The 15,795-nt window shown below is 35.6% G+C and carries 14 protein-coding genes; 10 read left to right on the top strand and 4 right to left on the bottom strand.

Annotated elements, in window-relative coordinates:
* Positions 1-5 precede the first annotated feature (5 nt).
* From potC to EUC40_RS19445, 7 genes are all read left to right on the top strand, one after another.
* Positions 6-806, top strand: a complete 801-nt coding sequence (gene potC / locus EUC40_RS19475; RefSeq protein ID WP_071709916.1) for a spermidine/putrescine ABC transporter permease PotC — start codon at positions 6-8, stop codon at positions 804-806.
* A 38-nt stretch (positions 807-844) separates the two neighbouring features.
* The gene (potD, locus tag EUC40_RS19470; protein ID WP_000780035.1) at positions 845-1,894 is read left to right on the top strand and encodes a spermidine/putrescine ABC transporter substrate-binding protein PotD; all 1,050 of its coding nucleotides are present in this window, start codon (positions 845-847) and stop codon (positions 1,892-1,894) included.
* Positions 1,895-1,953: 59 nt separating this feature from the next.
* On the top strand, positions 1,954-2,601 hold the full coding sequence (locus EUC40_RS19465; protein WP_071709915.1) for a phosphatase PAP2 family protein: 648 nt from the start codon (positions 1,954-1,956) through the stop codon (positions 2,599-2,601).
* A gap of 110 nt (positions 2,602-2,711) precedes the next feature.
* Positions 2,712-4,904 (top strand): MMPL family transporter, encoded by a 2,193-nt coding sequence (locus EUC40_RS19460; RefSeq protein WP_156576309.1) that lies wholly within the window; start codon positions 2,712-2,714, stop codon positions 4,902-4,904.
* A 102-nt stretch (positions 4,905-5,006) separates the two neighbouring features.
* Positions 5,007-5,423 carry a hypothetical protein gene (locus tag EUC40_RS19455; protein WP_000490298.1) on the top strand — a complete coding sequence of 139 codons (417 nt, stop codon included), beginning with the start codon at positions 5,007-5,009 and terminating at the stop codon, positions 5,421-5,423.
* A gap of 98 nt (positions 5,424-5,521) precedes the next feature.
* Positions 5,522-6,445, top strand: coding sequence for an RluA family pseudouridine synthase (locus EUC40_RS19450; RefSeq protein ID WP_156576308.1), 924 nt, complete (start codon positions 5,522-5,524; stop codon positions 6,443-6,445).
* A gap of 91 nt (positions 6,446-6,536) precedes the next feature.
* Positions 6,537-7,142 (top strand): DUF1648 domain-containing protein, encoded by a 606-nt coding sequence (locus EUC40_RS19445; RefSeq protein ID WP_151625551.1) that lies wholly within the window; start codon positions 6,537-6,539, stop codon positions 7,140-7,142.
* A 40-nt stretch (positions 7,143-7,182) separates the two neighbouring features.
* Here the strand turns inward: EUC40_RS19445 and EUC40_RS19440 are convergent, their stop codons facing one another.
* The 4 genes from EUC40_RS19440 to EUC40_RS19425 form a co-directional block, all read right to left on the bottom strand.
* Positions 7,183-8,019: a CAP domain-containing protein gene (locus tag EUC40_RS19440; RefSeq protein WP_156576307.1), complete on the bottom strand. Its 837-nt coding sequence runs from the start codon at positions 8,017-8,019 to the stop codon at positions 7,183-7,185.
* 464 nt (positions 8,020-8,483) lie between these two features.
* The gene (locus tag EUC40_RS19435; protein ID WP_156576306.1) at positions 8,484-9,812 is read right to left on the bottom strand and encodes a (Fe-S)-binding protein; all 1,329 of its coding nucleotides are present in this window, start codon (positions 9,810-9,812) and stop codon (positions 8,484-8,486) included.
* Positions 9,809-11,221 (bottom strand): glycolate oxidase subunit GlcD, encoded by a 1,413-nt coding sequence (gene glcD / locus EUC40_RS19430; protein ID WP_156576305.1) that lies wholly within the window; start codon positions 11,219-11,221, stop codon positions 9,809-9,811. The genes EUC40_RS19435 and glcD overlap by 4 nt, the downstream gene beginning before the upstream one ends.
* A 117-nt stretch (positions 11,222-11,338) precedes the next feature.
* Complete coding sequence (locus EUC40_RS19425) at positions 11,339-12,454, bottom strand: CdaR family transcriptional regulator (protein ID WP_156576304.1); 1,116 nt, start codon at positions 12,452-12,454, stop codon at positions 11,339-11,341.
* 136 nt (positions 12,455-12,590) lie between these two features.
* Between EUC40_RS19425 and EUC40_RS19420 the strand changes: the two genes are divergently transcribed.
* The 3 genes from EUC40_RS19420 to EUC40_RS19410 are packed head-to-tail and all read left to right on the top strand — an operon-like array spanning position 12,591 to position 15,633.
* A complete protein-coding gene (locus tag EUC40_RS19420; RefSeq protein ID WP_156576303.1) occupies positions 12,591-13,565 on the top strand; it encodes a YncE family protein in 975 nt (324 codons plus the stop codon).
* Positions 13,558-14,229, top strand: coding sequence for a response regulator transcription factor (locus tag EUC40_RS19415; RefSeq protein ID WP_000049883.1), 672 nt, complete (start codon positions 13,558-13,560; stop codon positions 14,227-14,229). Before EUC40_RS19420 ends, EUC40_RS19415 begins: the two co-directional genes overlap by 8 nt.
* Before the next feature lie 3 nt (positions 14,230-14,232).
* The gene (locus tag EUC40_RS19410; RefSeq protein ID WP_156576302.1) at positions 14,233-15,633 is read left to right on the top strand and encodes a sensor histidine kinase; all 1,401 of its coding nucleotides are present in this window, start codon (positions 14,233-14,235) and stop codon (positions 15,631-15,633) included.
* Positions 15,634-15,795: the final 162 nt, after the last annotated feature.

The following is a 15,795-nucleotide window of genomic DNA, read 5'->3' as shown; positions in this document are numbered from 1 at the left end:
CAAAGATGAAGAAGTTTTTAGTTTCTTATTCTTGGTTAATTTTATTGTTTTTGTATTTTCCAATGATGGTTTTAATGGTATATTCCTTCAACGATTCGCGCATTAATGCAGAATGGGAAGGTTTTACATTCCATTGGTATACAGATTTATTTCAAAAACAAGATGTTATTGATGCGTTTATAAATAGTATGACGATTGCAGTTATAACGACGATTGTAACGACAATTCTTGGTGTGTTTTTTGCACTTGCCTTACATCGTTATAAATATCGTTTTGAAGGGGCAATTAATGGTCTTGTATACTTACCAATTTTAATTCCTGATATTTTAATGGGATTATCTTTACTAATCTTATTTAGTCAATTAGGTATGGAACTTGGACAAGTAACGATTATTATTGCGCATATTACATTTAGTATTTCATTTGTTGTTGTTATTTTAGCAGCGCGTCTGTCTAGTATGGGACGTGATTTAGAAGAGGCCGCAAATGATTTAGGTGCAACACCGTGGCAAACGTTTCGCTATGTAACATTTCCAGCAATTGCGCCGGGAGTTGTTTCGGCAGCGTTATTAACATTCACATTATCAATTGATGATTTTGTAATTAGTTTCTTCGTATCAGGACCAGGATCAACAACATTGCCATTATACATTTACAGTATGGTTAAGCGCGGAGTATCACCTGAGATTAATGCTCTTTCTACAATTTTAATTGTTGTTATCGTAGGATTAATGGTTTTATCTGAAATCTTCCGTAACAAAGGTGCAGATGGTGAAGAAAACTCTGGAGGACACCTTCCTTTATAATACGAATGATATAGAAAGTACGAGGAGGTAATAAACCGATGAAATTAGTGAAGACATTAGCTGGCGCAGCTATTAGCTTCGGCCTTGTTGCAGGTGTACTTGCGGGCTGTGGTGAGAAGAAAGAAGAATTAAATATTTATAGTTGGGCTGACAACTTTGATGAGCAGGTTTTAAAAGATTTTGAAAAGAAATATAACGTGAAAATCAATTATGACAAATATGCAAGTAATGAAGAAATGCTTGCAAAATTACAAGCTGGTGGCGCAACGTATGATTTAATTCAGCCATCTGATTACATGGTGAAAACAATGGCGAAGATGGACTTACTAGAGCCTTTAGACAAGAAGAACATCCCGAACATTGAGAACCTTGTTTCTAACTTTAAAACACCTGCGTTTGATCCAGAGAATAAGTATTCTCTAGTATATACTTGGGGTGTAACAGGCATTGCATACAATAAAAAGTATGTGAAAGAAGTACCTACAAGCTGGGCAGATTTATGGAATGAGAAATATAAAGGGCATGTTACTTTATTAAACGATTCTCGTGAAGTTCTAGGAATGGGACTTAAAAAGAATGGATTCTCAAATAGCACGAAAGTTGATGCAGAGTTAAAGACAGCTTCAAATGATTTACAGAAGCTACTTCCAAACTTATTAGCATTCGATACAGATAATATTAAACAGAAATTCATTACAGAAGATGCTTGGATTGGGACTGTATGGTCTGGAGACGCAGCATTTATTGCAAAAGACAATAAAGATGTAGGATACGTTGTACCAAAAGAAGGCGGCACGATTTGGGCTGATACGTTAGCAATTCCAAAAGGTGCGAAACATAAGGAACTTGCAGAGAAGTTTATGAACTACTTATTAGATGAAAAAGTAAGTGTGAAAAACTACGAGTCAATTGGTTACAGTAATCCGAATGAAAAAGCTCATCCTCTTCACAGTAAAGAATATCGTGATAACCATATGATCTTCTTAACGAAAGAAGAATTAGATCGTACAGAATGGCTTGTTGATGTAGACGATAAGTTAAAAGACTACGATCGTTATTGGACAGAGTTAAAAACAAAAGGTAAATAAGTAAGGAAATGCGGTTTCTAACGTAGAAATCGCATTTTTTCATAGTAGGAGGAAATCGTTTGAAGAAGAAGTTACATCAATATGAGGTAATGTGTATCGGTTTATTACTTGTTGTATTTAGTATTATTGCTTGGCGCGTACATACAGGTGGCGTTACAGTGATGGATACATATGTCCGTGGATTGGTAAAAGGGTTACAGACAGAAGGCTCACTTACATTTTTCTCATATTTTACAAAGATGGGGTCTGAGATTGGGATAATAACTACGCTTGTTATAAGTTTGCTCGTTTTTTGGAAGAAGCGTTATTATGCTGCGATGATTGTGTATCCATTAGGTATTTTAGTAACACACCTTGTTAATAAAGGGATTAAAGAAATTGTGAAAAGAGATCGTCCGTCATTAAATGAAGCGCTAGATGCACTTGGATATAGTTTCCCTAGTGGACATGCAATGCTATCTATTATGACATTCGGTTTTCTTGCTTATATCATTGCTGCAAATTTGAAGAGTGTAACGGGGAAATATGTTATAACGATTTTGCTAGGTATATTAATCGTATTGATTGGATTAAGTCGAATCATTTTAAATGTACATTACCCAACTGATATTTTAGCGGGCTACTGCTTCGGTGGTATTTTGCTCATCATAGCAATTTATTTTCATCGTTTGCTCACCGAGAGGCTTGGGCTTAATAACGAGAGATAGAAAAACGTCTAGAAAAACTATCATTATAGTTTTTCTAGACGTTTTTTGTTTGTGTGAAGATGTGATACAGTATAAATGAAAGTTGAATTCTTTAAAGTAGGTGAAAATGTGTGAAGACAAATGTACATAAAGTTGATAGGTGGGGGAAGTTAGGCTCTTTTTTATACCAGTTTCGTTATACGGTAATTGTGGCGTTACTATTACTCGCAATAGCACTCGGTATTTTCGCTCCAAAGCTTCCAGGAGTATTGGGCGGTGATGGTTTTCAAACAGAAGGGGACTATCAAAAAACGAAAGAAATTTTAGATAAAGATTTTAAAAGGTCTCAAGATACACTCCTACTCGTTTTTGAAAAAAATAAGAATGCTTCACATGAGGAATTCGAAAAGGAAATAGAGAAAATTGTAAAGAGTATTCAAGAGAAAGAGACGTATGAATCTTTCCATCACCCAATACAAAATAAAGAAATGTTACAAAAGGATATCGGTTATGCGACGATTTTATTTTCCGGGAAAACAAATAAAGAACGAATGGAACAGACGTTACAATTCGCTGATAAAATAGAGAAAGAAAGTAATAAGACGCTAAAGGTAACACCTACAGGGTTCCCTAAAATTAATCAAGAGATTAATGAAAGAACGCAAAATGATTTGAAAGTAGCAGAGATGATTGGCTTACCAATTGCATTCCTCGTATTACTATTTTCATTTGGTAGTCTTTTGGCATCTATTTTACCAATTTTAAATGGGGCACTTAGTGTTATTAGCACAATGGGCATTTTATATTTCATAGGTATCGATAAAGAATTGTCTATTTTCGTATTAAATGTTGCGCCGATGATTGGACTTGCACTATCTATTGATTTTGCTCTATTATTTGTAAATCGCTTTCGAGAGGAAGTTGCAAAACGAACGGTAAAAGAAGCGATAGCAATTACATATCAGACAGCAGGTCGCGCTATCGTATTTTCGGGATTATGTGTATTTGTCGGACTGTCTGGTTTGTTTTTCTTTAAGATAGATTATATTCAATCTGTTGCCATTAGCGGAATGATTGTTGTGATTATGAGTATTGTATTCTCACTCACACTTCTTCCAGCACTATTATCGTTAATCGGTAAACGAATATTAAAAAAAAATCAAGTAGCACATACGCCGGCAAAGGCGTGGCGCACATTTGCGCAATTTGTAATGAAACATCCAATCGCAATGATTATTGTTGTTACAACATTTATTGTTATTTGCTTATTGCCGTTACGTACTGCAAATTTGCAGTTCCCTGACGTGGAAGCTTTACCTAAACAGAGTGATACAAGGATTGCATATGAAAAGTATGAAGAAGCATTTAATAAAACTGTTAAAACCCACGCTGATGTTACGTTAGTAGTAGAAACGAAAAAAGATATGAAAGAAAAAGAAAGTTTAGAACAGCTAGAAGAAGTTGTTCTAAAGTTAAAAGATGATAAAAAAGTACATGAAGTAAGAAGTTTATATGACGGATTAACGGGAATGAAAGCAGATCAAGTTGCTGGAATATTGCAGTCGCCAGAATCAGCGAAACTAGCTCCTGTGTTTGAAGCATACACGAAAGAAAATAAGACAACGATAGAAGTCTTTTTGAAAACAAAACCACGTACGGAAACTGCTAAACAGTGGGTTCGTGATTTTAAAAAGAATTATAAAGAAACAGGTGTTACGTACTATCTAGGCGGAATGACCACGTTCCAACAAGAATTGGAAGATGAAATTAAAGATAATGTGGTAATTGGTATGTCTGTTATATTTGGATCGACCTTTGTTATATTATTATTTGCATTTCGCTCTATACTCATTCCAATTAAGGCTATTATTATGAATATACTTAGTTTAAGCGCAACAATTGGAATCGTTGTTTGGTTATTTGAAGGTGGTCATTTTGGTTTAGAAGCAAGTCCTGTTCTTTTTGTATTACCGATCTTCATTTTCGGCCTCGTATTTGGGCTTAGCATGGATTATGAAGTGTTTCTTATTTCGCGTATTCATGAGCTCTATGAAGAAACAGGAGATAATGATCAAGCAACGTTAGAAGGCCTCGTTTCAACGAGTAGAATTATAACGTCAGCTGCTTTAATTATGATTGTTGTAACTGGTGCGTTCGCATTTACTGATATTTTACCAGTAAGGCAAATGGGGCTGGGTGTTGCATTAGCGATATTTCTTGATGCAACAATTATTCGCCTTATGCTCGTACCAAGCTTGATGAAGTTGTTTGGAGACTGGAACTGGTGGCTACCATTTCGAAAAAAACGAGAAAAATCATCGTGAAAAACGCTCATCATATTGATGAGCGTTTTTTTTATGAATAGCAAAGCCCACATTTTGCAAATAGTATGTGATAAGAACAATACATACAAGTAGGTGAAGGCAATGTTTCGTTATTTTAAGTTTAAGTTAAATGATACAGTACAGTTTGCTGAGAACGATGGGCATATGTATCGCATTGTCGGTTATCGGTTAGAAAAAGGATTTTATCCAAAGGATGAATGGACTCATATTATTTATGAACTGCTTAGAGAATTTGACGGGTACACGATGGATGCAGAAGAAGAGGAACTTGTAAAGGTTATTCAAGTAGAGGACGAGTATTATAAAATACAAGAAGTATCAGGCTATCGTTATCCAGTAAAAATGAAGCAAAAACACCAAGTGATGAAAGTGGAAAAGATGGATGATTTATTAGATACGTATAACGACTATAAACGATTGGCGGATTTCTTTAAAGATTTAACGTATGAACAGAAAGCTGAAGAAGTGTTGCAAGAAATGAAAAGGCTTAGAGCTTGAGGGACAGTCTACTATAAGACTGTCCTCTATTTTTGGCGGTGCATCAAAGTGTGTTTTCCGTTACAATGAGAGAATCAATAGAAATAAGGTGATACAATATGGAAACAAAGAAAAAGGGCGAATGGTGCGAAATGACTGTTCCAGCTACATGGAATGGTATAAGTATCGAATCGTTATTAAAAGTAGAATGGGAAATACCGAAAAAATTATTACATCAGCTTCGTATGGAAAAAGGTGTTACTGTTAACGGGGAACAGAGAAGATGGAATGAACCTTTAAAAGAGGGTGATAAATTGCAAGTTCATATGTTTATGGAGGAGGAGTACGGTGTAGATCCCGAATATGGTGAGTTACATGTAATATTTGAAGATGATCACGTACTCATCGTCAATAAACCAGAGCAAATGGATACGCATCCTGCTGAAAAAGGTGGAACGGGAACACTTGCAAACCTTGTTGCCTTTCATTTTCAAATGCAAGGTTTAGAGACGAAGGTTCGTCATATTCATCGCTTAGATAAAGATACAACAGGTGGTGTTGTATTCGCAAAACATAGAATTGCGGGTGCAATTATGGATCGTTTATTAATGGAACGGAAAATTAAGAGAACGTATGCGGCGCTTGTTGAAGGGAAAGTAAAAAAGAAGCAGGGAACAATTGATGCAGCCATTGGAAGGGATCGACATCATGCTACGAGACGTCGTGTGTCTCCAAAGGGAGATGCAGCTATCACTTACTATAAAGTAGAAAAATACTTTAAGAAGCAAGATATAACATTCGTCACGTTACAATTAGAAACCGGTAGAACACATCAAATTCGTGTTCATATGAGCTATAATGGTAACCCGTTAGTTGGGGATGTATTATATGGTGGACAAACGAAATATATGTCAGCGCAAGCGTTACATGCAATGAGAATTAATTTCCTACATCCAATTACGAAAGAAGAGATAGAAGTTGATGTACCATTTCCTACAAAATTAAACAATACGATGAAAGAATTTCAAAGAGTGAATGCGTAAAATGTAAGTTTAAAGTTGAGAAAAGTAGATTTTTGCAGGAATTTCTCTAAAAGAAGCGAAGCCGTTAAGAGAAAAGAGAGGTGAGAATCACTTGGTCAAATATAAATATATACTAGGCATATGTTGCGCTTGTCTCTTAGTTACTCTATGCCTCTATCCATATTTACCAAACCGTATGGCAGTGCATTGGAATGAAAATGGTGGGCCGAACGAGTTTATGAGTAAACAAGTTGTAGTATTATTTATTCCTTGTCTTATTATTTTCTTACATGGATTCGTGTATATTATTTCACATAATATATATAAGTTTAATGAAAGAGAGCATTTCATTATAAGTGGATTTATAAAAACGATTACTTTATTTATGTTGTTTATCCATATGCTCATTCTCTTTATTAATTTTGGAAGCATTATATCTTTTCAGACAGGACTAACGATTGGGATTAGTATGTTTCTTTTTATGCTTAGTAAAGAGTTTAAAAAGGTGAAGAGCACGGAGAAAGATCCAATTAAATTACAAAAGATTCGTTTAGTGAGTAGGCGGATTTTTCAAGGAATGGCATGTGGTATATTATTTTCATTGTTTTTGAACTTGAGATGGGGATTTTATGTGTTACTTAGTGTAATAAGCTGTGGTTCTATTTTGTTTATGTTCTACATTTTATACTCATATATAATAGAAAGTTATGAAACTTAAAAAAGAGTCTTCTCGTTATGAGAAGACTCTTTTAATCTATTTACTTCGTAATAAATTGTTGTGTCCAGTAGTTACCGTTTTCTACATAGCCAACACCGATGTGAGTGAAGCCATTATTTAAGATGTTTGCACGGTGTCCTGCACTGTTCATCCAAGCTTGTACAACTTCTTCAGGTGTACGTTGGCCTTGAGCGATGTTTTCACCTGCAGATGTATAAGAAATACCAAATTTCTTCATCATGTCAAACGGAGACCCGTATGTAGGGCTGTTATGATCAAAGTAGTTATTTTTTTGCATATCTTCAGATTTAATACGTGCTACTTTGCTTAATTCAGTATCGATTTTTAGTGCTGGTAAGCCTTGTTTTGTACGCTCAGCGTTTGTTAATTCAACAACGCGTTGTTCGAACTCACTTAAAGATTTTGCTTCTTCAGCAGGCTTTTCGGCAGGTTTTTGTGTTTCGTTTTGAGTGTTATTATTTTCAGTTGGTTTTGAAGCTTCTGGTTTTTGAACTTCTTCAGCAGGCTTTTGTTCAGCAGGCTTTTGTTCAACAGGTTTTTGCTCAACAGGCTTTTGAGTTTCTGGCTTAGCTGTTGGTTGCTCAGTTACAACATTTTCAGTAGGTTGTTGACCAGGAACGAAGCAGTTTGGTTGGAAGTTAGCTTGTTGCCATTGTGCTAATGATTCAACTCCCATAGATTGTAAGAATGCTTGTAATTCTTGTTGGCTCATTTGCTTCATCATCACTTTTGAATGCTGAATATTTTGAACTTTTATGTTAGATGGTTGTACTGTTGCAGCTTGTGCATCTAAAGATGATACTCCTAGAGTAAGAGCTGTTGCAGCAGCTACAGATAATAAAACACGCTTTTTCATGATGTGTGTCCCCCTATATAAAGTTTTAATTTGTTTTCACACGATTTGTTTTGACAGCCGGTCTGACTGACAAATTCATCGTAGCACACAATTTAAGAGAAAAAAGATGGAAAAAAATTCATAGACTTTAAAATTACCTAATTTATCCTAAGGAGAGAAAAGGGGAGAAATAAGAGAAACATAGAGTATAAAAGGAATTTTCAGCATTTTTATACTTGGTTTTAAGAGTGATTTTTTGGATAAATCTACCTATGTTAAAAATGAGGAATCCCATTGTATCAGTGGTTTGAGCGTTTTTTTGAGGAATATAATGGATTGATCTTTACAAAACTGTAATGTTTCTGTTGTTCTTTTTTATAATAAAGTAACATATTTTTAATGTTGTAGCGGACAAAAAAGCGGCTATCTCTTTACATAGACGAAGGAGATAGCCGTTTTCCTATTATTACGTATGTTACGAGTTATTACGAGTTGGTTTCAATTGCTTCTAATAATAGATCTACAATGTGAATTCCTCTCATTTTATGAGAAATGCCTTCACGTTCAATACCTAGTTTCATTTGTAATAGACAACCTGGATTTGCAGTAACGATGGTTGCTGCGTCTGTTTCATGTACACGGTCCATTTTGTAATCTAGAAATTCCATTGATAACTCTGAATGAACGATATTGTAAATACCAGCAGAACCACAGCAGCGGTCTGCATCTTTCATTTCACGGTATGTTGCGCCTTGGATGGCTTCTAATAACATACGAGGTTCAGAAGATGTTCGCATAACATTGCGTAAGTGACATGAGTCTTGATACGTAATGATTTGTGGCGCGAGTCGTAAGTCATTTCGTTTATGGAAATCTAATTCTACTAGTATAGCAGTAATATCTTTAATTCTAGAAACGAACTGCTTTGCGCGTTCAGCCCATTTTGGATCATCTTTTAAAAGATAATCATAATCTACGAGGTAAGCTCCGCAACCACCTGCATTCGTAATAATATAGTCGATGTTTAAATCTTCGAATGCTTTTATATTTCGTTTCGCTAATTCTTTCGCTCCACTCTTTTCACCAGCATGCCCATGTAGTGCCCCGCAGCAGTTTTGTGTTTTCGGAATAACGACATCACAACCAGCTAACTGAAGAAGTTTCATCGTTGCGTTATTTGTTTCTAAAAACATCGTATCCATTAAACAGCCTGTGAAGAATGCTACTTGTTTCTTCTTTGTATTTTCAGCAGGTAAAAATGCAGGACGATCTTTCATTGCTTTCATTTTAGGGACTTTTGGTAAAACAAGATCCATCGTTGCAATTGTTTCAGGGAATAACTTCATAATACCTGTTTTATGTGTTAGCGTTTGTAAACCAGAACGCTGGTAAAATCCAATTAATCCTGTTAATGTTCTCATTCGATTTTGATGCGGGAATAGTCCTTCAAACACGACTTTACGAACAGCTCTCACTGGCATTGAGAACTTTTTATTTTGATTAATAATATCACGAGCTTCTTCTAATAAATGTCCATAGTTCACACCAGATGGACAAACAGGTTCGCAAGCACGACAGCCGAGGCAGACGTTTAATGTATTTTCAACATCTTCATCTGGCTCAATTAAACCATCAACGACTGCTTTCATTAGTGCGATACGTCCGCGTGGTGAATGTGATTCTTTATAACCTGATTGAATGTAAGTAGGGCAAGTTGGTAAACAGAAACCGCATCGCATACAATTTAGTAGTTCATCTTCGCTTAATCGTTCTTTAAATTCCTTTTGAATGTTTTCTTTATTTAATGTGGTCATCGCTCAACCACCAGTCTTTTACGAGAGTCTTTCGCGAACATTTTTCCTGGATTCATAATGTTGTTTGGATCGAAAGCTTGCTTTATACCTCGCATAGCTGCAATACCTTCTTTACCTAATTTCATTTCTAAGTAGGGAGCTTTCATCGCACCGACACCATGTTCACCAGTAATCGTGCCACCAAGTTCAATTGCTTTCGCAAATATTTCAGCAAAGGCTTGTTCAGCACGGTGCATTTCTTCTTCATTGCGGGCATCTGTCATACAAGTTGGATGTAAATTACCATCACCAGCATGTCCAAACGTACAAATAGGAATATTATATTTTTTTGCAATCGCATTAATAGCTTCAACCATCGGAGCGATTTGTGAACGTGGTACAGTTGCGTCTTCTAATATGGTAGTAGGTTTTAGTCTTGCAAGTGCTGATAAAGCACTACGGCGTGCTGTACGAAGGGCGTCTGCTTCTGCTTCATCTTTTGCAACGCGAACATCAACTGCGTTCATAGAGCGGCAAACGTTAGCCATGTTTTCGATATCTCGATTAACAACTTCAGGTGGACCGTCTTGTTCAATTAGTAAAATTGCTTTCACATCAGTTGGTAAGCCGATTTGTGCAAACTCTTCCACAACTTCAATTGTTGGTTGATCTAAAAACTCAAGTGTCGCTGGAATGATTTTATTTGCAATAATGGAAGAAACAGCACGGGCAGCCTCATTAATATCTTCATAGAGCGCGAGCATCGTTTTCTTCGTTTCAGGCATGGGAACAAGTTTTAATATCGCTTCGGTCACCACACCAAGTGTTCCTTCAGAACCGACAAATAGACGCGTTAAATCGTAACCTGCTACATCTTTTGCTAATTTACCACCAGTACGAATAATATCGCCATTCGGTAAAACAAGCTCAAGTCCCATTACATAATCACGTGTTACGCCATATTTTAATCCACGTAAACCACCTGAGTTTTCATTAATATTTCCACCGATTGTAGAAATCTTCATCGAACTTGGATCTGGTGGATAAAATAATCCTTTTTCCTCAACCGCTTTAATAATATCAAGTGTAATGACACCCGCTTGAACAGTAATTGTTAAATTTTCTTCATCAATTTCTAAAATGTTGTTCATATGACGGAAAATAAGGACGATACCGCCTTCAAGTGGACATGTCCCTGCGCAAAGATTCGTTCCAGATCCGCGAACGTACACAGGGATTTTGTGAGTGTTACATACTTTTAACACTTCAGCTACTTCATTCGTATTACGAGGAGCAACGACTGCATCAGGCATTGCTTGAAAATTTGGAGTGGCATCATAACTATAAGTTAAACGGCCCATATTGGATGTATCTACATTATCTTCGCCAACAATGGATACGAATGAATCAATAATTTGCTTTTCTAACATTGGAAATCCCCCTCAAACTGTTAACGTATTTAGTTATTATAAAAAACGTTGTAACAGTGCTTTTATTATAATGATAAAAAAGTCAGGGGATTCTTTCTATGTATAATCATCTGAAGATTACTCTTTTTTATCAATCTTTTTTGTATGATTATCTAATAAAAGGAGTGCGAAGTATAAAACATTTAAATCTTTAAATTGTTTCGGGTCGAGTTCTGTATACTCCTCAATCTTTTTAAGTCTGTAGTGCAATGTGTTAATGTGTATATGCAATTGCTTAGCTGTCTGTTTATAAGATTGGTTATAATCGATAAATAAGCGTAAAGTGTGCATAAGCTCAGGAGATGATAGTAAGTTTTCGATAGTACGCTCTAGAAACTGTTCCCGTGTTTCGGCAGAAATATCTTGTAAGCACATTTCTAAACGTAAATCTTCATTAAATACAATATTTTTCGTTTCAAGTGATACAGAAAGAGCTCGTAATGCTTGTTCGTATGAGATGTTCATATCGCTTGGCATAACTGTTTGTCCAATCCCGATATATATAGGAATTGAAAATAAAGTTTCACAGTCTTGTTTTAACCGTTTTAAAAATTGGTAAGTTTGCTCTTTGGAACGCATCGCTGTAAATAAAATGAAGCGATCATTTCCCCAACGAACAAATAGATGTTCCTTTGTTAATGTATTGCGTATATGCTGCCAAATTTTACGCTGGAGCATCGTGTCATTTTGGCCGATGGAGAACAAAATAAGCTGTTTCTTCTTATATAAATCAATGCCAAGTGTTTTTGCACGATCGAGAAAACTAGGAGACCAGTCTGTATTTTGAAGCCAATCAAAGACAAATGCTTCATACGAACGATGCTCAAGTTCTAGTTGTTCTAAAAAGTAGTTTTCATGAATCAGTAGTTCGGTCATCTTACGTAATATTTCGCCGTACTGTGAAATGTTTTCTGGTTCTCCAGTGATGCCAATGACACCGATTACTTCATCATGAAATAGTAAAGGAAGATTCATCCCAGCTTTTACGCCTTGTAGTCGCTGTTCATCTTCTTTTGTAATGATGACAGTTTTCTTTTGTTTCGCGCAGCGGAGTGCACCTTCATGAAATTGACCGATTCTTTCTGCATCTGTACTAGCGATAATAACACCTTGTATATTAATGATAATAATATTTTCTGTAATTAGTCTGCGTACTTCCCGTACAATTTTATTCGCTAAATCAGGAAAAAGCATAATTGACACACCTCAAATTCTATTTGTTGTACATTATATATGTAAATGAGGTAAGAAAGGAAAATTTCACACTTTCCACACATTTATTTGTTATTTTACAATTATAACGAAATCATCCGAAGATGGAGGGAATCTTTTGAGAAAGTATGTTTTTCTTCTCTGTTTTTTATTTCTATTAGTAGGGTGTCAAGGAAGTTCATATACACCGATTGCTAAAGATAAAAATGTTATTATAACAACGAATATAAAAGAAGGTAGTATTAGTTTTATTGATAAACAAACAAAAAAGCTAATTACGACATGGGAACTAAATGAGCCGATGGCAGGAATTGCACTCCTTCCAAACCGCGAGGAAATACTTGTATATGGCAAGCAGTTAGAGTACATGTATGTATATTCACTAACAGAAGGAAGGCAAGTGGAAAAATATAAAACTGGAAAAGGTATTGTGAATGTAGTCGTATCAGAAGATAAAAAGCAATTATTTGCTGCCGATCAAACTGCTCAAAGGGTAAGGTTCTTTACGATAAAAGGAAAAGAGACAGGGAGTGTATCGACAGGAAAAGGGCCAATAACGATGGTAGAGCATCATAACCAATTATCTGTATTAAACTTTTATGATACGAAATTAACGACAATTGATACAAAGACAAAAGAAATTATACAGTCCTTTATGATTCCACCAGCATCAACTGGAGCGACGGTTAGTCCTGACGGGAAAGAAATATGGATTGGCGGACATGGTGATGGAAATCAAGTGAATGAGAAAGTATTGGTGTATTCTTTACAGAGTGGCGAAATGTTGCGTTCTTTACATGCCCCTTTTATGCCTGTAAATATAACGAAGGATAAAAAGTACGTATATGCATTAAGTCATGGTTCGAATACACTTAGGGTGTTTGATAGTAGCACATATATAGAGGTAGCTTCTGCTGAAGTAGGATCAAACCCATTTGCATTTTTGAAAAGTGGAACAGAAGGGTATGTAGCCAGTTATGACAGTGATGAAGTGTGTGTTATGGATATGAAGAATATGAAAATAAAAGAAACAATTAAAGTTGGAAAAGGACCGTTTCAACTAATAGAGAGGGAGGGGAAGGGTAATGAGTAAATATAGAGTGCTAGTTGTAGATGATGAAAGTGATATGAGACAACTTGTAGGAATGTACTTAGATAATTTCGGATACGAATGGGGAGAAGCCGAAAATGGAAAAGAGGCTCTTACAAAATTAGAATCGGATCATTATGATTTCGTTGTGCTAGATATTATGATGCCTGAAATGGATGGACTGTCAGTTTGTAAAGAAATTAGAAAAACGTCAGATGTGCCAATTATATTTTTAACGGCAAAAGGTGAAGAATGGAATAGGGTGAACGGCTTACGTATGGGAGCAGATGATTATATTGTAAAGCCGTTTAGTCCTGGTGAATTAATTGCTCGTATGGAAGCTGTGTTAAGAAGATATACAAAGCAAGAGCAGCAAGAGGAAATTCAATTTGGACCGATCCTTATCAATGAAAAAAGTAGGCGAATTGAGGCGAATGGTGAACCGATTTCTCTTACAGTAAAAGAGTTTGATTTACTATATTTTCTTTGCCAACATACAGGGCAAGTATTCAGCCGGGAGCAATTACTGGAAAAGGTATGGGGATATGATTATGCCGGAAGTACAAGAACAGTAGATACACACGTGAAAACGATGCGTTTGAAGCTTGGAGAAAGTGGAAACTACATTCAAACGGTTTGGGGTGTAGGTTATAAATTTGAGGTGTAACATATGTTTACAATGGTACAAAAACTTTGGCTTACAGTAGTATGTGCAGTATGTGTAACAGTTTCCTTTCTTTATTTTGTGTCTTTATATTCGTATGAAAAACTATACGTTGATAATGTAAAAGACTCATTAGTAATGGAAGGTAAAAATCTTGCAATGCAATATGATAAGCGAGAAGGAATATCAACTCTTGAAGAGAAAGTAAGAGCATTTGATCAAATATCTAGTTCAGACGTTCTTTTCGTTTCCAATCCACGTGATTTAAGCGCATGTTTGCCGTTTGATGTGCATCATCATTCTCTTATAAGTGAAGACGATCGGCAGACGTTGTTAGATGGAAAAACTGTCACAAAGATAGGATATGAAGAACATTTTGATCGTAATATTATGGGTGTTGTCATCCCTGTTTTAGAAAATAAAAAATTAGTTGGAATTGTATATTCTTATATTTCTTTAAAAAGTATAAAAGACTTAATATATGATATGGGTCTTATTTTAGCCCCATTAGCAATTGCTATGATTTTACTTACAATATGGATTGGTAGAAAAATTATTATTGCCATTACGAAGCCGCTTTCGCAAATGGAACGGGTTGCGAATCATCTGGCTACTGGGGATTTCTCGGAGCGGATTACGGTTTCTTCAGAAGATGAAATTGGACGATTAGGAAAAGCGTTTAATAAAATGGCGAATTCTTTAGAAACAGAAGATTTAAAACGTAAGGAGTTTTTAGCGAATGTTTCGCATGAACTTAGAACTCCCCTTAGTTATATAAAAGGGTATAGTGAAGCTATTTTAGATGGTGTGGCGAAGGGGCCGCAGCAGGAAAAGGTAACGCATCTCATCCATAAAGAAGCAGATCGCATGCAGCGTCTTGTACATGATTTATTAGATTTAGCGCAATTAGAAGGGGAACATTTTCCACTTAAGAAGCAACCTATCGTTTTTTCACAACTTATTGAAGATGTATTAGACACGTATGAAATTAAGTTTATAGAAAAGAAAATTCGTATTGCAACAAATTTAGATCCAGAGATTATTGTAATGATTGATGAGGATCGTATGCAACAAGTGCTTCATAACGTGTTAGATAATGCGATACGATATACGAATCAAAACGGGGATATCACAATAACTCTAGAGAAAATAGACGATTATTGTGAATTGAAAATAAAAGATACAGGAATAGGAATTGATATAGAGCATTTAGACAATCTTGGTGAGCGTTTTTACCGAGTTGATAAAGCGAGAAGTCGTCAACATGGCGGAACTGGTTTAGGACTTGCTATTGTAAGGCAAATTGTTCATATACATGATGGGCAGTGGAGCATTGAAAGTGAAAAAGGGAATGGAACAACAGTTATTATTAAATTGAAGGTACAGGATGAGGAAGGCATGTTCTAATTTTTAGGGCATGCTTTTTATATTGAAGACAATAGTTATACGTAAAGATATAAATTAATATGTAAAAAATATCGGAATTTTGACGATTTTATGAACAAAACATTTGTACTTCTTACCAATTCGTTCTAAAATAGTTATGATGCAAAGTTCTTATAAATCGTT

The sequence above is a fragment of the Bacillus luti genome, from assembly GCF_009739945.1.
Classification (GTDB): domain Bacteria; phylum Bacillota; class Bacilli; order Bacillales; family Bacillaceae_G; genus Bacillus_A; species Bacillus_A luti.
This window is presented reverse-complemented; position numbering and strand designations above follow the sequence as displayed.